We start from the raw sequence: 17,208 nt of genomic DNA on the forward strand, positions 1-17,208 counted from the left end.
GGGAGTCCCTTCCCTCGTCCGCGTGCGCGGTGCGGTACTTACGGGCTTCGTGCGGGCACGAAGCTACAGCTACCCCTACCAACGTCGAGGGGGGTCCCCGCGGTTCCGGATCTCTTTACTTTCTTTACCCAAATGGCCTGGGGCCACCCGAAAACGGGGTGACGTGAACCGGACAGCGCGCGACCATGGAGGCATGTCCGGTCCCTACCTCGTCCGCGGCTCCGTCTCGCTCCCCGAGGCCGAGCTCATGTGGCGTTTCTCGCGGTCGTCGGGGCCCGGCGGGCAGCACGTCAACACCAGTGACACCCAGGTCGAGTTGCGCTTCGACCTGGCCAGGACGCAGGCACTTCCACCGGTGTGGAAGGAGCGGGCCCTGCAGCGGCTCGCCGGCAGGCTCGTCGACGGCGTCGTCACCGTCCGCGCCTCCGAGCACCGTTCGCAATGGCGCAACCGCGAGGCCGCCGCAGTGCGCCTCGCCTCCCTGCTCGCCGAAGCGACGGCGCCGCCGCCCAAGCCCCGCAGGGCGACCCGCATCCCCCGCGGGATCAATGAGCGCCGGCTGAGGGAGAAGAAGCAGCGCTCGGAGACCAAGCGGGGGCGCTCGGGGCGCGACTGGCACTAGCCGGCGCGGGCCCGTGAGTTCTCCCGTCACATCTCTTCGGCGCCGTCCGTCAGCCCCTGACGGACGGCGCCGATGAGATGCGCGGACGGGCGAGAGCGAATTCCCGGCAGGGAACGGCGCGGCATAAGACCGCGGATACGGCGCGGCATACGGCGCGGCATACGACGGGGGATACGACGGGGATACCGGGGGATACGAGGGGCCCCGCGACGGGGGAAACGCCGCGGGGCAAAGGGAACGGCGAAAGGCTGCGGCGGCGGCGCGGGCCGCGCGCGGAAACCGAATTCCTCGCCGAGCGGTTGGAGAGCCACCGCGTCCGTCTGCGCGCCGTCGCCACCGCATGCTGGGCTCGCTCGCCGTGGCCACCACGTCCGGGCCGAGGACCGCGAGGTCCGCACCGGGCGCGGGCGGACGGCCCTGGACCCGGCGCCGGGCAGGGCCCGCGGTCCGCGGCCGGCGTGCGGACCGGGACGGCCGCGACCCCCTCGAACGGCACCGCGAACAGTCGTGCGGCGCGAACGCGAGCCGCTCCGCGGGGGCGGCGTCTCCGGCACGACGAGCAGCGCGTCGACTCCGTCTGCGCCCGTGCTCCGGAGCCGCATGGGTGGGACGGCCCCGCGCCCCCCGGGGCGCGCGGGGCCGGCGCTCAGCCCAGGTGGCGGTAGCGGCCCCGGAAGTACAGCAGGGGGCCGCCGTCGGCGCTGGGCAGGTGGGCCGTCAGGACGCGGCCGATGACCAGGGTGTGGTCGCCGGCGGGCACACGTTGTTCCGTGCGGCACTCCAGGGTGGCCAGGGCGCCGCGGACCAGGGGGGCGCCGCTGACTTCGCCGTGGACGTAGGGGATGTCCTCGAACAGGAGCCGGTCGCTGACGCGGCCCCTCATGGCGAAGCGGCCCGCGATGTGCCGCTGGCTCTCCGCGAGCACGGATACGGCCCACAGGGGCTGCTCGGCGAGCAGGTCGTCCATGCGGGCGCCCTCGCGCAGGCTGACCAGGACCAGGGGCGGGTCCAGGGACACCGACAAGAAGGCGGTCGCCGTCATGCCGACGTCCTCACCTTGAGTGATGTCGCGGCGCGAAGCGCCTCCGCCAGGGCGGTGGCGGGTGACGGGCGGGCCTTCCTGGTCCAGGGCCGGCTCGTGCGCGGTCACCAGGACCACACCGGCGGCCAGCCGGGACATGGCGGCGCGGAACTCGTCGTTGCTCACCCCCTCAGCATGCCCGGAGGCGGGAGGGGTGGCGGGCACGGACGGGGCAGGGGGAGTCTTGAGCACGCCAGAACGCTAGTGGGCGCCCGCGGGCGTCCACATCGGCCCCGGGTCCGAACCGTGACCTAGGACCAGCGGCGGACCCCGCGGCGTGCCGGTCCGGGCCTCGCGGTAGGGTCCGTGGAAACCAACTCGGTTCATCCGCCCGTTACTTGGCGCGTATGATCACGGCGTCTGCACAACTTCCTAATTGCCTTCGGTAAAGGCACCGGGGAAACGCGGAATCCCTACTCAATTGTTCATGTTTCGCTGTGACTTGAGTCACAGGGGCCGTATTTTGTTGACCCTGTGTACCTAGTGGGCAGCGCGCTGTGATTCAGTGGCGGGGACGCTGCACGACGCTGTCTCCGGAGTGCGCCCGTAGCGTACCGAGGAAAACCGGCGGAAACCGTAGTACGGCGACGCGTCCCTGGAGTTGCTGCGAGACCTCGAGGGGAGGGCGAATGGAGACCGAGTCGGAGCCGTATGTCCGCCTCACGACTCTGCGGCAGCTGCATCAGGTGATGGCGGACATGAACACCGCACGCAGCCTGGCTGACACGCTGCAGACCGTCGCGGACGGCATCGTCAACGGCCTCGGGTACGAGCTGGCCGCCGTCAACCTCGTACGCCCGGACGGCGACCTCGTCGTCGCCGCGTTCGCCGGAAACTCCGCCGCCGAGGCGCTGATCACCGGCCGGGTCGGCTCCCGCACCGCCTGGGAGCGCCGGCTCACCATGGGCGAGGCGTGGGGCGACCTGCGGTTCATACCCCACACCGAGGGCTGGGTCCTCGACGACGACGATGTGCCGCAGTGGTACACCGACGGCCCCGAGCCCCGCTTCGAGGACGAGTGGCACCCCTCCGACCGCCTCTTCGCCCCCATGTACACGCCCGCCGTGCAGGGCGGCGCCGGCGGCGAGCTGATCGGGGTCATCTCCGTGGACCGCCCGCGCAACGGACGGCGGCCCGGCGCGTGGGGGCGCGAGGCCCTGCAGATGTACGCCTTCCAGGCCGCCATCGCCATCAGCAACGCCCGGCTGAGGGCCAACATGCAGCGGGCGCTCGTCCGGCTGGAGCGGGAGCAGCAGGCCCTGCGCGCCAGCGAGGAGTCCTTCCGGCAGGCCTTCGAGTACGCCCCCTCCGGCATGGCCATCGCCGAGATGGGCGGCGACCAGCACGGGCGCATCCTGCGGACCAACGACGCGCTGTGCCGCCTGCTGGGCCGACCGGCCTCCGCCATGCGCCGCTACTCGTTCTCCGATCTCGTCCACCCCGAGGACATCGGCACACTGCTGCGGACCTCCGCCGAGGGCGGGCGGGCGGAGCTGAGGCTCGGGCGCCGGGACGGCACGTACGTCTGGGTGTCCCTGCGCAACTCCGTGGTCGCCGACGCGGCCGACGGACCCCGCTTCCTGCTCACCCACGTCGAGGACATCGAGGAGCGCAAGCGCCGCGAGCTGCAGCTCGCCCACCGGGCCTCCCACGACTCGCTCACCGGACTGCCCAACTCCGCCGAACTGCGCTCCCGGCTGTCCGCCCGCCTCTGCCAGCGCCCCCACTCCCTGCCGCCGGGCGCCGCCGACTCCCTCGACGCCGCCTACAACGGGCACGCGGCGGGCCATCCGGCGGTGTTCGGCGCCGGGCACGCCTTCGACTTCCACGCCGGGCCGGGACCGTACGACGCCTTCGACCACCATGTGCACACGGTCGCGCCCGAGAGCGGCATCGACGACGGCACCAAGGGGCTCGCGGTGCTCTTCTGCGACCTCGACGGCTTCAAGTCGATCAACGACCGGTTCGGGCACAACGCGGGCGACGCCGTCCTCATCGAGGTCGCCCGGCGGCTCACCCGCGGCGTGCGCGACGGGGACACCGTCGCCCGGCTCGGCGGTGACGAGTTCGTCGTGCTCGCCGACGGGCTCGGCAAGGCCGACGCCCAGGACCTCGCGGTGCGCCTGCGCAACGAGATCATCCAGCCGATCCGGGTCGACGGCCGCGCCATGCGGGTCGGCGCCAGCTTCGGCATCGGCTGGGCCCACTGCGGCATGACGGCGGACGAAGTGTTGAAATCGGCTGACGAGCGGATGTACGTAGAGAAACGGTCTCGTCCCAAACAGCATCGGCGCGCCGGGTAAGCCCCAGGTCAGCGCAAGGGTGATGGGAAGAACACCCGTCCGGGCCGCCGGAAGCAGGTAGGCTCGCGACTCAGCCACGTACACATATGACCCGCACCCTGCTGAGGAGTACCTAGGGATGACGCCCGGCAACAACGGCGCGAGCACGCCCGAGGACGACGACCCGTTCGGCTACCTCTACGCCGACGGTCAGGCCAACGGCGCCCAGCCGCCCGCCGGCGGCTACGGCTACCCGGGCTCCGTCAACAGAGTGCGCGCCGTCGGTGAACGCCAGTACGGCCAGCCGCAGCCGCAGCCGCAGCCGCAGGCCCAGACGGCCGCCTACGGCCAGGTGCCGCAGCAGGGGGCACACGGCCAGGGCGCCTACGGGCAGCCCAATGCGCACTACGCCGCCCCCGAGACCGTGCCGGGCGGCGCGCCCTCCCCCAGGTCCTCGGCCTCACTCGGACAGGGGGCACCCCCACCCTGGCAGGCGCCGGTCGGCGGGGGCGGCGGGCGAGGCCGGGGCCCCAACACCAAGGGCCTGCTGATCGGCGCGATCGCGGTGGTCGCCGCGGTCGTGATCGGCATCGGCATCGCCATGCTGGGAGACGACGGGAACGACGGGAAGTCCGGCAGCCAGGCGGGCTCCAGCCCCTCGACCGGCCAGAGCACGTCCCCGAGCGGCTCCTCCACCCAGCAGTCGACGGACGACACCAAGCTTCCGACCATCGACGCGAAGGCGCTGCGCCTGGAGGGCACCGCCACCACCGCCTCCGACGTCAAGGGCGCCAAGGCCGACGGCGGTGTCTACATCGCGGGCTTCAACAACGTCGGGGCAGCCGTGAACTGGAGCGTGGACGTGCCCTCGACCGGCAAGTACACGCTGCACACCGGCTATGGCGTGCCCGGCGTCGACGCCACGGCCACCCTCACGGTCAACGGCACGCCCCAGACCACCCCCATGTCCCTGAAGAACTGGGCGCAGGCGCCCCAGGGCGCCTGGGAGAAGGGCTGGACGAAGACGTACAACTACATCCAGCTCAACAAGGGCACCAACACCATCAGGGTCTCCTGCGAGCAGGGGAACCAGTGCAACGCCTACCTCGACCAGTTCTGGCTGACGAAGGGCTGGAGCAACTGAAGGACCGGGGCCCGCGTGGCTACGCGGCCGTCGCCCCGCCGGTCACTGTCACCTGGTCCACCAGCTCCTCATAGGTCCGGCGGTCGAACTCTCCCGCCACGGGCGCCAGGACGGTCGCCGCGGACAGGGCGACCGCCCGGGCCAGACGCCCCGGCCACGGCAGCCGCTCCACCAGGCCCGACAGCAGACCCGCGACCGCCGAGTCGCCCGCGCCCGTCGGATTGCCCTGGACCCGGCGCGGCGGGACGGCCCGCCAGCGGCCTTCCGCGTCCACGGCGAGCAGGCCCTCCGCGCCCAGCGACGCGACCACCGTGTGCGCCCCGCGCCGGCGGGCGTCCCGGGTGGCCTGCAACGGCTCGTGGGAGCCGGTGAGTTCGGCCAGCTCGTCGGTGTTCGGCTTGACGATGTCAGGGCGCGCGGCCACCCCGCGGCGCAGCGGCTCGCCGCTCGTGTCCAGCAGGACGGGTACGCCCGCGGCCCGAGCGGTCCGCACCAGCTGGGCGTACGCGCCCACCGGCACCCCCGGCGGCAGGCTGCCGCACAGGGCCACCGCGGAGGCGGAGCGCACCAGGTCCTCGTACTTCGCGAGGAACGCCGACCACTCGGCGGGAGCGATCGCCGGACCCGGCTCGTTGAGCTGGGTGGTGTCACCCGTCGTCTCGTCGACCACCGCGATGGTGCGCCGGGTGGCGCCGCCGACCGTGACGAGCGCGTCCCGGACGCCGGGCGTGCCGGCGAGCTGGTCCCGCAGGGAGCGGCCCGTCGCACCGCCCGCGAAGCCCGCGGCGGTCACCGCGTGGCCGAGGGCGGCGAGCACCCGGGCCACGTTCAGGCCCTTGCCGCCGGGCCGTTCGGTCACATCGGTCACCCGGTGCGAGGTGTGCGGCCGCAGTGCGCGTACGTGGTAGGTGATGTCGAGAGCGGTGTTCAGTGTGACCGTCAGGATCACCTGGAGGGCCTCCCTCGAAGTCGTCGCGGCGCCTTCCGTGCGACCTGCGCCGGTCGCGTACGCCCCGTCCCGGAATGCTTCGGCCGACGGTGTGTGCGGCGGCTCGATCATGTCAAATGAGGTGGCGGTCGGCCCAGCCCCCGGGTCGACCGCCGTACGCCAACAAGTGGATGAATCATCCCAGTTGGGGATCGACCACCCAGGCGCCGCGGCGCATCACGCCCTTGAGGCGGAAACCGGCGTCCAGCAGCACCAGGTCGGCGTCCTTGCCGGGCTCCAGGGAGCCCACGCGGTCGTAGAGGCCCAGCAGCCTGGCCGGGTTGGCCGAGATGGCCGCGACGACGTCCTCCACCGGCAGCCCGTCGACCGTGACCGCCCGCTGGAACGCGCGGTCCAGGGTGAGCGTCGATCCCGCGATGGATCCGCCCTCCACCAGCCGCGCCACCCCCTCGCTGACCTCCACCTCCAGCGGGCCGAGCACATACCGCCCGTCGCCGAAGCCGGCCGCGTCCATCGCGTCCGTGATGAACGCCACCCGCCCCGCGCCCGCGTGACGGAACGCCAGCCGGAGGGAGGCCGGGTGCAGATGGGTGCCGTCGTCGATCAGCTCGACCGTGATCCGCTCGTCCTCCAGAAGCGCGGCGACGGGGCCCGGCGCGCGGTGGCCGAGCTGCGGCATCGCGTTGAAGAGATGGGTCGCGACGGTGGCGCCCGCATCGATCGCCGCCGCGGTCTGCTCGTACGTCGCGTCCGTGTGCCCGATCGCCGCGATCACGCCGTGCTCGGCGAGCAGCCGCACGGACTCGATGCCGCCGGGCAGTTCGGTGGCGAGGGTGACCATCTTCGCCCGGCCGCGTGCGGCGTCGATCAGCTTGCGGACCTCCGCCGGGTCCGGGTCGCGCAGCAGCGCCTCGGAGTGCGCGCCCTTGCGGCAGGGCGAGATGAACGGTCCCTCGAAGTGGACGCCGGCGATGTCACCCTGCTCGGCGAGCTCCGACAGCAGCCCGGCCTGCCGGGAGAGGAAGTCCAGGTCGGCGGTGACGGTCGAGGCGACGAGGGTGGTGGTGCCGTGCAGCCGGTGGGTGCGGACGGCCGTCAGGACCTCCTCGGCTGTGCCGTGGAAGGAGGCGCCGCCGCCCCCGTGGTTGTGCATGTCGACGAAGCCGGGGACCAGCCAGTGCCCGCGTACGTCGATGATCTCCGCGTCCCGCGGGGCCGTGCCCGCGATCCGCGTGCCGTCGACGATGACGCGGCCGTCGGTCGCGGTCCCGGTGGGAAGTACCACCCGGGCACCGGCGAGAACCTTGCTAGGGGCCATCAGGCGGTTACCTCCGAACGGTCAGTGGTGTGTAGGAGATCCCAGGCGAGGAGCCCAGCGCCCAGGCATCCGGCGGAGTCCCCCAGCGCCGCGGGGACGATCGAGGGGAGCTGCTGGAAGGTGACCCGCCGCCGGACGGCGTCCCGCAGCGGTGCGAACAGGACTTCCCCCGCCTCGGCCAGCCCGCCGCCGATGATGAGCGTGCCGGGGTCCAGCAGGGTGATCGCGGTGACCAGCCCGTCGGCGAGCGCGTCCACGGCCTCCCGCCAGACACGGACGGCGTTCGGGTCACCGGACGCGACGGCCTTCGCGCAGGCCGCGGCGTCCGCCCCCGGGTCCCCGCATGCCTGGGCCCACGCCTCGCTGACAGCGGCGGCTGACGCGTAACGCTCCAGGCAGCCGCGCTGGCCGCACGGGCAGGGGGTCCCGTTGGGCCGTACGACAATATGGCCGATCTCCCCTGCGAAGCCGTGGGCGCCGGCCTCCACCCGGCCGCCCACGCCGATGGCGCCCGCGATGCCGGTACCGAGGGGCACGAACAGGAAACGGTCCGCTCCCCTGCCCGCGCCGATCCGGCCCTCGGCGAGCCCGCCGGTGCGCACATCGTGCCCGAGCGCGACGGGAACGCCGCCGAGCCGGCGGCCGAGCAGGTCGCGCAGGGGCACGTCGCGCCAGCCGAGGTTGGCCGAGTAGCGGGCGATGCCGCGGTCGGCGTCGACGATGCCGGGGACGGCGACGCCGACCGCGGACGCGGGTTCGCCGAGATGCTGCTCGCCGTGGGCCCGCAGCTCGGCGGCGAAGGAGAGGATCGACTCCACCACGGCGTCGGGCCCGCGCTCGCGCCCGGTCGCCCGGCGCGCCCGGTGCAGCACGGGCAGGCCGGGTGCCTGCCGTGGCGGCCGCTGATCCGAGCCGCTGCCAAAAGGCCCGGACGGCGCCGTGTCCCCGGCCCCGACCAGGGCGGCCTTCATCCCGGTGCCGCCCACGTCGAGGGCGATGACATGTCTCACGAAGGACAGTGTGGCGCCTGAACCCTGAAGAGGTCTAGTCCACTCGCGGGGTGGGGTCTGCTACCGGTGCCGTTCGAGGCCGACACCGCGGACTCGTCGGCCGGCCGAGGCGCCGGATACCGTTCCCCCATGGACGACCTCACCGCCCGCGAAAAGGCCATCCTCGCCCTGGAGGGGCGCAGCTTCCCCGGGGCGGGCGCCAAGGAGCGTGCAGTGCGCGAGCAGCTGGGACTCGCCCCGATCCGCTACTACCAGCTGCTCAACGCCCTCCTCGACGACCCCCGTGCCCTCGCCCACGACCCGGTCACCGTCAACCGCCTCCGCCGCGTCCGTGACTCCCGCCGCGCCGAGCGCTGACGGACCGCGACCGGGGCGCGCCCCGGGCCATGCGTGAGCCCGGCCCCCCGCGGATAGGGTCGTGTCATGGGCAGCCACACGGACTCCTTGCCGATCCCCACCACACCGGCCGGACGTGACGGTCTCGACGCCATCCTCGCCCGGCCCGGCCGGGCCGTCCTCGCCTTCGACTTCGACGGGACGCTCGCCCCGATCGTCCCCGACCCCGACCAGGCCCGCGCCCACCCCGACGCGGTCCCCGCCCTCGCCGCCGTCGCCCCCCGGGTCGCCTCCGTCGCGATCGTCACCGGCCGCCCCGCCGATGTCGCCGTCCGCTACGGCGGTTTCGCCGGGGTTCCCGGGCTCGAACGCCTCGTCGTCCTCGGCCACTACGGCGCCGAACGCTGGGACGCCCGCACCGGCACCGTCACCGCCCCCGCCCCGCACCCGGGTATCGCCGCGGTGCGCGCCGAACTCCCCGGCGTCCTCGCCGGCTCCGGCGCCGGGAGCGGCGCGCATGTCGAGGAGAAGGGGTTCGCCGTCGCCGTCCACACCCGCCGCGCCGAGGACCCGCAGGCAGCCTTCGAGGCCCTGCGCGAACCCCTCGCCGACCTCGCCACCCGCCACGGCCTGGTCGTGGAACCGGGACGGCTCGTCCTGGAGCTGCGCCCGCCGGGCATGGACAAGGGCAAGGCGCTGCTGGAGTGGGCCCGCGCGACGGGCGCCGAGGCCGTCCTGTACGCGGGTGACGACCTCGGGGACCTCCCCGCCTTCGCCGCCGTCGACAAACTCCGCTCCGACGGCGTCCACGGCCTGCTGGTCTGCAGCGGCAGTGACGAGGTCACGGAACTGGCCACACGCGCGGACCTGGTGGTCGACGGCCCGGCGGGAGTCGTACGGCTCCTGAGGTCCCTGGCCCACCGACTGGCCGAAGCGCCCCGGTGACGAGCCAAGGGCCCCGGTCACGAGCTACGGACCCTGTTCCACGAGCCGAGCGCCCCGGTGGGCCGCAGCGGCCCGGCCCCCGTCCGGGGGCGGGACCGCTGCGGTCCACCAGGTGGACGGAAGCGGCCCCTCTCACTCGTCCAGCGCGGCCAGCTGGTCCAGGAACCACCGGGCCGGGGGGAGCGCCGTGGCCTGCGCGGCCAGCCGCTTCGTCCGCTCGGCGCGCTCGTCCGCCGGCATCGACAGGGCCTCGTGCAGCGCCACCGCCGTGCCCCGGATGTCGTACGGGTTCACCGTCACCGCGTCCTCGGCCAGCTCCTCGTACGCACCCGCCTCCCGCGACAGCACCAGCGCACAACCCTCGTCGGAGACCACCGGGACCTCCTTGGCGACCAGGTTCATGCCGTCCCGGATCGGGTTCACCAGGGCCACGTCCGCCAGCCGGTACGCGGCCAGCGAGCGCGCGAAGTCGTCCTTCACATGCAGTTCCACCGGGGTCCAGCCGGGCGTCCCGTAACGCGAGTTGATCTCCTGGGCGACCCGCTGGACCTCCGCCGTGTACTCCCGGTAGACGGCCAGGTCCTGGCGGGAGGGGTAGGCGAAGGCGACGTGGACGACCCGCTCGCGCCACTCGGGACGCGACTGGAGCAGCTCCTCGTAGGCCAGCAGCCCCCGCACGATGTTCTTCGACAGCTCCGTGCGGTCCACCCGCACGATCGCCTTGCGGGCGCTGCCGTCGGGCGCCGTGCCGATCTGCTCCCGCAGCGTGCGCATCCGGTCGTCCACGTCCGGCTCGTGCGCCCGCCTGCGCAGGAAGTCCCCGTCCGCGCCCAGCCCGTGGACGCCGATGCGGGTGCCCGAGGGGATGCCGGGGCCGAGGACCGCGTGGCAGCAGTCCGTGAACGCGTCCGCCCACCGCCGGGTGAGGAACGCCGCCCGGTCCGCGCCCAGGATCCCGCCGAGGACCTGCGCCGCGATGTCGTCGGGCAGCAGCCGGAAGTAGTCCGGCGGCGCCCACGGCGTGTGCGAGAAGTGGCCGATCCTGAGGTCGGGACGCAGTTCGCGCAGCATCCGGGGGGCCAGGCTGAGGTGGTAGTCCTGGATGAGGACCGCCGCCTCCTGGGCCGCCTCCTGGGCCAGCGCCTCGGCGAACGCGCGGTTGTACGCTTCGTACGACGCCCAGCGCCGCCGGAAGTCCGCGTCGAAGACCGGTTCCAGCGGGGTCTGGTACAGCATGTGGTGCACGAACCACAGCACTGAGTTCGCGACGCCGTTGTAAGCGTCCGCGTGCACCTGCGGGGCGATGTCGAGCATCCGCACCCGCTGCCCGCCCGTGTCCGACGGATCGAGTGCGCCACCCGTGCGGCGTACGGCCTCGCGGTCCCCGTCGTTCAGCGCCGCGCACACCCACACCGCGTCCGCCTCCGGGCCGATCGCCGACAGGCCCGACACCAGCCCGCCCCCGCCGCGCCGGGCCGTGAGCGTTCCGGTCTCGTCCAGCGCGTAGGAGACCGGGCCGCGGTTGGACGCGACGAGGACACGAGCGTGATGCGAAGCCACATGCGTGGAAGCCATGCCTCGAAACCTAGCCCGACCCGAAAACGCTCAAACGTACGGCTCGGCCGTATGCGGAACCGTATACAACGGCCGAAACCGGCGCCGGGCCGCGGCGCCGGCCCGCGCCCCCGAAGGGACGTGGTCAGGCGGCCCTGCGCTCCGCGTACTCCTCGACCTCGGCCATCGGCGGCCGCTCCTCCGTGTCCACGCGGTACGTACGCGGCTCGAAGCCGTCCGCGCCCCGCTCGAACTGGGTGAGGGAGGGGCGGATCAGATGGCCGCGGGCCAGCCGCAGCTGCGCGGTGCGGTAGATCGCGGCGGCCATGCGGCCCAGCGCCTGGCCGTCCTGGTGGCGGTGGATGCGCACGCCCACGTCGACCTGGGCCAGCGCGTCCAGGCCCACCAGGTGCAGGGCGTCGACCAGCATGCCCAGCTCCACCCCGTAGCCGACCGGGAACGGGAGTCGCTCCAGCAGTGAGCGGCGGGCCGCGTACTCGCCGCCGAGCGGCTGGACGAAACCGGCCAGCTGCGGCCAGTGCATGTTCAGCAGCGGGCGCGCCATCAGCTCCGTGACGCGCCCGCCCTGGCCCGCGGCGGCCGTGCCGGAGGGGCCCTCGCCGGCCAGCGTCAGCGGCCGGTCGTACATCGCCTTCACGAGGTCCACGCCCGGCTCGGTGAGCAGCGGGCCCACGATCCCGGAGACGAAGTCCGACGAGAACTCCTTCAGGTCCGCGTCGATGAAGCAGACGATGTCCCCGCCGGTCACGAGGAGGGAGCGCCACAGCACCTCCCCCTTGCCGGGCACCGCCGGGATACGCGGCAGGATGGCGTCGCGGTGCACCACCCTCGCCCCGGCCGCCGCGGCGACCTCGGAGGTGCGGTCCGTGGAGCCGGAGTCGACGACGACGATCTCGTCGACGAGCGGAGCCTGCTGCATGAGGTCGTGGCGGATGACGGAGACGATCTCACCGACCGTCTCCTCCTCGTTGAGTGCGGGCAGCACCACACTGACCGTGGAGCCCGAGGCGCGTTTCGCGGCCAGGATCTGGTGGAGCGGACGGTCGGTCACGGACCAGGAGCGGGTGCTCAGCCAGCGCTCGACTTCTTCCAGCACAGTCTGCGGCTCCTCACGTTCGGCGGACGACGGTACGTTCGATGGACAGCGGTCGTCAAAGGCGATCAGCGGATCTCCGAATGGGTCTCGGGGTGTGATCCGTCTCGCGGTTCGGACGACTATCTCAACTCTGCTGGCCTTCGGTTACAGTCTTGAACAACGCCGGTGACCATCGCATGTCGGGGCCGCCGCTGCCGATACCAGTGAAACAACCGCATACAGCTCATCCAGAGGGGCAGAGGGACACGGCCCGATGAAGCCCCGGCAACCCTCCAGCCGGCACTCGTCATCACAGCGAGGCTCCCGGCTAGGGAAGGTGCCAAATCCGTCTCACGGCGAGATGCGTCGTGAGGAAGATGAGGAGAAAGGGCCTCGCCTCACATGGCTGCGCAGACAGTTGCAAACACCACGAACTCCGTGAATCTCGGTCCCGCCGCGGCCCTGTCCTGCCGTGAGTGCGGCCACCGCGTGCCGCTCGGCCCGGTCTTCGCCTGCGAGGAGTGTTTCGGCCCGCTGGAGATCGCCTACGACTTCTCGGACTATGACACCGAGGAGCTGCGGAAGCGGATCGAGGCGGGCCCCGCGAACATCTGGCGCTACGCGCCGCTGCTGCCGGTTCCGGCGGACGTCGCCGAGAAGCCGAACCTCAACCCGGGCTGGACCAAGCTGGTCAAGGCCGACAACCTGGCGCGCGAGCTGGGCGTGACCGGTGGGCTCTATGTGAAGGACGACTCCGGCAACCCGACGCACTCCTTCAAGGACCGGGTGGTCGCCCAGGCGCTGGAGGCGGCGCGGGTCTTCGGCTTCACCACCCTCTCCTGCTCCTCCACCGGCAACCTCGCGGGCGCGGTCGGCGCCGCGGCGGCCCGTGCCGGACTGCGTTCCTGCGTCTTCATCCCGCACGACCTGGAGCAGGGCAAGATCGTCATGGCCGCGGTGTACGGCGGCGACCTCGTCGGCATCGAGGGCAACTACGACGACGTGAACCGCTTCTGCTCCGAGCTGATCGGCGACCCGGCCGGAGAGGGCTGGGGCTTCGTCAACGTCAACCTCCGGCCGTACTACGCGGAGGGGTCGAAGACCCTGGCGTACGAGATCGCCGAGCAGCTGGGCTGGCGGCTGCCGGACCAGATCGTGGTCCCGATCGCCTCCGGCTCGCAGCTCACGAAGATCGACAAGGGCCTGCAGGAGCTGATCAGGCTCGGGCTCGTCGAGGACCGGCCGTACAAGATCTTCGGCGCGCAGGCCGAGGGCTGCTCGCCGGTGTCGGTCGCCTTCAAGTCGGGCCACGACGTCGTCCGGCCGCAGAAGCCGGACACCATCGCCAAGTCGCTGGCGATCGGCAACCCGGCGGACGGCCCGTACGTCCTCGACATCGCGCGCCGCACGGGCGGCGCGGTGGAGGACGTGAACGACGAGCAGATCGTCGACGCGATCAAGCTGCTCGCCCGCACCGAGGGCATCTTCGCGGAGACCGCCGGCGGCGTGACCGTCGGCGTCACGCGCAAGCTCGTCGAGAACGGCGTCCTCGACCCGGCGAAGTCCACGGTCGTCCTCAACACGGGTGACGGCCTCAAGACCCTCGACGCGGTGGCCGGCACGGGTCTGACCGCGACCATCCGCCCCACCCTCGACTCGTTCCGCGAGGCCGGCCTCGCCTGACCTCCTGCCCGCCCCATCCCCTGCCAGCCGTACTCCGACCGGAGGTCGAACCCCATGAGCGTCACCGTCCGCATCCCCACCATCCTGCGCACCTACACCGGCGGCCGGGCCGAGGTGCCCGCCGAGGGCGCGAACCTCGCCGAGGTCATCGCCGACCTGGAGAAGAACCACACCGGCATCGCGGCCCGTGTCCTGGACGACCAGGGCAAGCTGCGCCGCTTCGTCAACGTGTACGTGAACGACGACGACGTCCGCTTCGAGCAGGGCCTGGAGACGGCGACGCCGGACGGTGCGGGCGTCTCCATCATCCCGGCGGTCGCGGGCGGCTGACGGTCACTCGGCGGAGTGTTCGTTACCCTCGGTAAGGGTGAACGCCGAGAGTTCATCGAATTGCCCTCTCCGCGGGAGAAACGGAGGGGGCAATTCTCCATGGTTGAGCAGGGTACAGTTGGGGAACACGCTCCCGGTTTCCCCACCGGGGCCCATGAGTTCCTGCCGTGCATCCGGCAAGAAGTAGCCAAAGTGTGCAGCGCTTTTGCGCCATTCGCTCCTTTTGCCGGGCCCGACTTGCCCTGAAGTCGGGCGAATTCTTCGTACATTCCCGACCGGCCATGCCCGGAATTCTCGTCCGATTGACCTGTTGCAGACGGCAGTTGGACAGATACATTCAGCCGCGGTCGACGCGTTCCGGCGCACGCCCCCAACCGTTGGGGGGTGAGGTCTGACCCGGATCCGCGAAGTGTGGATCTGTGCAAGGGCCAGTAATAGGGGAGTTAGGCATGGCTCAGGGCACCGTCAAGTGGTTCAACGCGGAGAAGGGGTACGGCTTCATCGCGGTCGACGGTGGTGCGGATGTATTCGTCCACTACAGCGCCATCCAGATGGACGGCTACCGCACCCTGGAAGAGGGCCAGCGGGTCGAGTTCGAGATCTCGCAGGGGCAGAAGGGTCCGCAGGCCGACATGGTCCGCGTGGCCGGCTGAAGTACGCGCCGACGACTGAACTGATCGACGTGTCGAGGGGCCCGTATCCCACCCGGGATACGGGCCCCTCGGTCCAGGTGGCCCCGAATGCCATCCGGAATCGCGCGAGCCTTTGCCGCTCGTGCCACCACCTGACCCGTCCCCTCACGGGACGGGCCTGACGCCTGCGCCCTGACGCCCCGCCACCACCCCCCGACGAGCCTGCTTCGCGGGCGTGCCTTGCGCCCACCGGTCTCCCGGCCGCCACCTCTCATCGAGCCTGCTTCGCGGGCGCGCCTTGCACTCGGGGGGGTCGAGTGCTAATCATTGGCGTTAGCACTCTGAAGGTGAGAGTGACAATGAAGGACCGGGTCGGTGAGGCCACGGACCGGATGGGGCAAGGAACCACCGGCCGGGGCCGTCCGTCGCGGGCGCGGGCGCGGTCCGAAGTAATCACCCCCAGTCCTGGGAGGACCACTTCACATGGCCAAGATCATCGCGTTCGACGAGGAGGCGCGGCGCGGCCTCGAGCGCGGCATGAACCAGCTCGCGGACGCCGTCAAGGTGACCCTCGGCCCCAAGGGCCGCAACGTCGTCCTCGAGAAGAAGTGGGGCGCCCCCACGATCACCAACGACGGTGTCTCCATCGCCAAGGAGATCGAGCTCGAGGACCCGTACGAGAAGATCGGCGCCGAGCTGGTCAAGGAAGTCGCCAAGAAGACGGACGACGTCGCCGGTGACGGTACGACCACCGCGACGGTGCTCGCCCAGGCGCTGGTCCGCGAGGGCCTGCGCAACGTGGCCGCCGGCGCCAACCCGATGGCCCTCAAGCGCGGTATCGAGAAGGCCGTCGAGGCCGTCTCCGCCGCACTGCTGGAGCAGGCGAAGGACGTCGAGACCAAGGAGCAGATCGCCTCCACGGCCTCCATCTCCGCCGCCGACACCCAGATCGGCGAGCTGATCGCCGAGGCCATGGACAAGGTCGGCAAGGAAGGCGTCATCACCGTCGAGGAGTCGCAGACCTTCGGTCTGGAGCTGGAGCTCACCGAGGGTATGCGCTTCGACAAGGGCTACATCTCGGCGTACTTCGCCACCGACATGGAGCGTATGGAGGCCGTCCTCGACGACCCGTACATCCTGATCGCCAACTCCAAGATCTCCGCGGTCAAGGACCTGCTCCCGCTCCTGGAGAAGGTCATGCAGTCGGGCAAGCCGCTGCTGATCATCGCCGAGGACGTCGAGGGCGAGGCCCTGTCGACCCTGGTCGTCAACAAGATCCGCGGCACCTTCAAGTCCGTCGCCGTCAAGGCCCCGGGCTTCGGCGACCGCCGCAAGGCCATGCTCGGCGACATCGCCATCCTCACGGGCGGCGAGGTCATCTCCGAGGAGGTCGGCCTCAAGCTGGAGAACGCGACCCTGGACCTCCTGGGCCGCGCCCGCAAGGTCGTCATCACCAAGGACGAGACCACCATCGTCGACGGCGCCGGCTCGGCCGAGCAGGTCGCGGGCCGCGTGAACCAGATCCGCGCCGAGATCGAGAACAGCGACTCCGACTACGACCGCGAGAAGCTGCAGGAGCGCCTGGCGAAGCTGGCCGGCGGCGTGGCCGTCATCAAGGCCGGTGCCGCCACCGAGGTGGAGCTCAAGGAGCGCAAGCACCGCATCGAGGACGCCGTCCGCAACGCGAAGGCGGCCGTCGAGGAGGGCATCGTCGCCGGTGGTGGCGTGGCCCTGCTGCAGGCCTCCCAGGTCTTCGAGAAGCTGGAGCTGGAGGGCGACGAGGCCACCGGTGCCGCCGCCGTCAAGCTGGCGCTCGAGGCCCCGCTGAAGCAGATCGCCGTCAACGCCGGCCTGGAGGGCGGCGTCGTGGTGGAGAAGGTGCGCAACCTGACCCCGGGCCACGGCCTGAACGCCGCGACCGGCGAGTACGTCGACCTGGTCAAGGAAGGCATCATCGACCCGGCGAAGGTGACCCGTTCCGCGCTGCAGAACGCCGCCTCCATCGCTGCGCTGTTCCTCACCACCGAGGCCGTCATCGCCGACAAGCCGGAGAAGGCCGCCGCGCCCGCCGGCGGCGGCATGCCGGGCGGTGACATGGACTTCTGAGCCTGAAACCAGGCTCGGACCCGGTCCGTTCCACCGAGGGCGGCACTCCCCGGAAACAGGGGGTGCCGCCCTCGGCCGTATCCGGGATCACACCGAAGTGCGGCACTGATACGGAATGCC

15 protein-coding genes and 1 riboswitch are annotated in these 17,208 nt (G+C 71.8%); of the genes, 9 read left to right on the top strand and 6 right to left on the bottom strand.

Going from position 1 to position 17,208, the window contains the following annotated elements; translation table 11 throughout:
- Positions 1-193 precede the first annotated feature (193 nt).
- Complete coding sequence (gene arfB / locus ACFSL4_RS20075; protein WP_381084531.1) at positions 194-622, top strand: alternative ribosome rescue aminoacyl-tRNA hydrolase ArfB; 429 nt, start codon at positions 194-196, stop codon at positions 620-622.
- A 646-nt stretch (positions 623-1,268) separates the two neighbouring features.
- Here the strand turns inward: arfB and ACFSL4_RS20080 are convergent.
- On the bottom strand, positions 1,269-1,895 hold the full coding sequence (locus ACFSL4_RS20080) for a flavin reductase family protein (protein WP_381084533.1): 627 nt from the start codon (positions 1,893-1,895) through the stop codon (positions 1,269-1,271).
- 437 nt (positions 1,896-2,332) lie between these two features.
- Here ACFSL4_RS20080 and cdgB point away from each other — a divergent pair, with 437 nt between their 5' ends.
- Together cdgB and ACFSL4_RS20090 are read left to right on the top strand one after the other, a co-directional pair.
- Positions 2,333-4,006, top strand: coding sequence for a diguanylate cyclase CdgB (gene cdgB / locus ACFSL4_RS20085; protein ID WP_381084535.1), 1,674 nt, complete (start codon positions 2,333-2,335; stop codon positions 4,004-4,006).
- A 118-nt stretch (positions 4,007-4,124) separates the two neighbouring features.
- Positions 4,125-5,129 (top strand): carbohydrate-binding protein, encoded by a 1,005-nt coding sequence (locus tag ACFSL4_RS20090; protein WP_381084537.1) that lies wholly within the window; start codon positions 4,125-4,127, stop codon positions 5,127-5,129.
- Positions 5,130-5,148: 19 nt separating this feature from the next.
- On the opposite strand, the gene ACFSL4_RS20095 is transcribed toward ACFSL4_RS20090, so the two are convergent.
- The 3 genes from ACFSL4_RS20095 to ACFSL4_RS20105 all read right to left on the bottom strand — a co-directional run bounded on the left by ACFSL4_RS20095 (position 5,149) and on the right by ACFSL4_RS20105 (position 8,406).
- Positions 5,149-6,078, bottom strand: a complete 930-nt coding sequence (locus ACFSL4_RS20095; RefSeq protein WP_381084539.1) for a 1-phosphofructokinase family hexose kinase — start codon at positions 6,076-6,078, stop codon at positions 5,149-5,151.
- Positions 6,079-6,253: 175 nt separating this feature from the next.
- On the bottom strand, positions 6,254-7,396 hold the full coding sequence (gene nagA / locus ACFSL4_RS20100; protein ID WP_381084541.1) for an N-acetylglucosamine-6-phosphate deacetylase: 1,143 nt from the start codon (positions 7,394-7,396) through the stop codon (positions 6,254-6,256).
- Positions 7,396-8,406, bottom strand: coding sequence for an ROK family protein (locus ACFSL4_RS20105; protein ID WP_381084543.1), 1,011 nt, complete (start codon positions 8,404-8,406; stop codon positions 7,396-7,398). Before ACFSL4_RS20105 ends, nagA begins: the two co-directional genes overlap by 1 nt.
- A 129-nt stretch (positions 8,407-8,535) precedes the next feature.
- Between ACFSL4_RS20105 and ACFSL4_RS20110 the strand changes: the two genes are divergently transcribed.
- Complete coding sequence (locus ACFSL4_RS20110; RefSeq protein ID WP_381084545.1) at positions 8,536-8,763, top strand: DUF3263 domain-containing protein; 228 nt, start codon at positions 8,536-8,538, stop codon at positions 8,761-8,763.
- Between the two features lie 66 nt (positions 8,764-8,829).
- Positions 8,830-9,687, top strand: coding sequence for a trehalose-phosphatase (gene otsB / locus ACFSL4_RS20115; protein ID WP_381084547.1), 858 nt, complete (start codon positions 8,830-8,832; stop codon positions 9,685-9,687).
- Between the two features lie 132 nt (positions 9,688-9,819).
- Here otsB and ACFSL4_RS20120 read toward each other — a convergent pair whose 3' ends face one another.
- Positions 9,820-11,262 (bottom strand): alpha,alpha-trehalose-phosphate synthase (UDP-forming), encoded by a 1,443-nt coding sequence (locus ACFSL4_RS20120; protein ID WP_381084549.1) that lies wholly within the window; start codon positions 11,260-11,262, stop codon positions 9,820-9,822.
- Between the two features lie 124 nt (positions 11,263-11,386).
- Entirely contained in the window at positions 11,387-12,358 is a 972-nt protein-coding gene (locus ACFSL4_RS20125) for a glucosyl-3-phosphoglycerate synthase (protein ID WP_381084551.1), read from the bottom strand.
- A gap of 220 nt (positions 12,359-12,578) precedes the next feature.
- Positions 12,579-12,721, top strand: a riboswitch (SAM riboswitch).
- Positions 12,722-12,739: 18 nt separating this feature from the next.
- Here ACFSL4_RS20125 and thrC point away from each other — a divergent pair.
- From thrC to groL, 4 genes are all read left to right on the top strand, one after another.
- Positions 12,740-14,020 carry a threonine synthase gene (gene thrC / locus ACFSL4_RS20130; RefSeq protein ID WP_381084553.1) on the top strand — a complete coding sequence of 427 codons (1,281 nt, stop codon included), beginning with the start codon at positions 12,740-12,742 and terminating at the stop codon, positions 14,018-14,020.
- A gap of 54 nt (positions 14,021-14,074) precedes the next feature.
- On the top strand, positions 14,075-14,350 hold the full coding sequence (locus tag ACFSL4_RS20135) for a MoaD/ThiS family protein (protein WP_381084555.1): 276 nt from the start codon (positions 14,075-14,077) through the stop codon (positions 14,348-14,350).
- 449 nt (positions 14,351-14,799) lie between these two features.
- Positions 14,800-15,003 (top strand): cold-shock protein, encoded by a 204-nt coding sequence (locus tag ACFSL4_RS20140; protein ID WP_003986833.1) that lies wholly within the window; start codon positions 14,800-14,802, stop codon positions 15,001-15,003.
- A 462-nt stretch (positions 15,004-15,465) separates the two neighbouring features.
- Positions 15,466-17,088: a chaperonin GroEL gene (gene groL / locus ACFSL4_RS20145; RefSeq protein ID WP_381084558.1), complete on the top strand. Its 1,623-nt coding sequence runs from the start codon at positions 15,466-15,468 to the stop codon at positions 17,086-17,088.
- Positions 17,089-17,208: the final 120 nt, after the last annotated feature.

The organism is Streptomyces caeni (assembly GCF_042678285.1).
In the GTDB taxonomy this organism is placed as follows: domain Bacteria; phylum Actinomycetota; class Actinomycetes; order Streptomycetales; family Streptomycetaceae; genus Streptomyces; species Streptomyces caeni.

What these genes read in the sequence shown, in the direction of transcription:
- arfB (WP_381084531.1), top strand. Translation starts at nt 194, where the DNA reads ATGTCCGGTCCCTACCTCGTCCGCGGCTCCGTCTCGCTCCCCGAGGCC.
- cdgB (WP_381084535.1), top strand. Translation starts at nt 2,333, where the DNA reads ATGGAGACCGAGTCGGAGCCGTATGTCCGCCTCACGACTCTGCGGCAG.
- ACFSL4_RS20090 (WP_381084537.1), top strand. Translation starts at nt 4,125, where the DNA reads ATGACGCCCGGCAACAACGGCGCGAGCACGCCCGAGGACGACGACCCG.
- nagA (WP_381084541.1), bottom strand. Translation starts at nt 7,396, where the DNA reads ATGGCCCCTAGCAAGGTTCTCGCCGGTGCCCGGGTGGTACTTCCCACC.
- ACFSL4_RS20110 (WP_381084545.1), top strand. Translation starts at nt 8,536, where the DNA reads ATGGACGACCTCACCGCCCGCGAAAAGGCCATCCTCGCCCTGGAGGGG.
- otsB (WP_381084547.1), top strand. Translation starts at nt 8,830, where the DNA reads ATGGGCAGCCACACGGACTCCTTGCCGATCCCCACCACACCGGCCGGA.
- ACFSL4_RS20120 (WP_381084549.1), bottom strand. Translation starts at nt 11,262, where the DNA reads ATGGCTTCCACGCATGTGGCTTCGCATCACGCTCGTGTCCTCGTCGCG.
- thrC (WP_381084553.1), top strand. Translation starts at nt 12,740, where the DNA reads ATGGCTGCGCAGACAGTTGCAAACACCACGAACTCCGTGAATCTCGGT.
- ACFSL4_RS20135 (WP_381084555.1), top strand. Translation starts at nt 14,075, where the DNA reads ATGAGCGTCACCGTCCGCATCCCCACCATCCTGCGCACCTACACCGGC.
- ACFSL4_RS20140 (WP_003986833.1), top strand. Translation starts at nt 14,800, where the DNA reads ATGGCTCAGGGCACCGTCAAGTGGTTCAACGCGGAGAAGGGGTACGGC.
- groL (WP_381084558.1), top strand. Translation starts at nt 15,466, where the DNA reads ATGGCCAAGATCATCGCGTTCGACGAGGAGGCGCGGCGCGGCCTCGAG.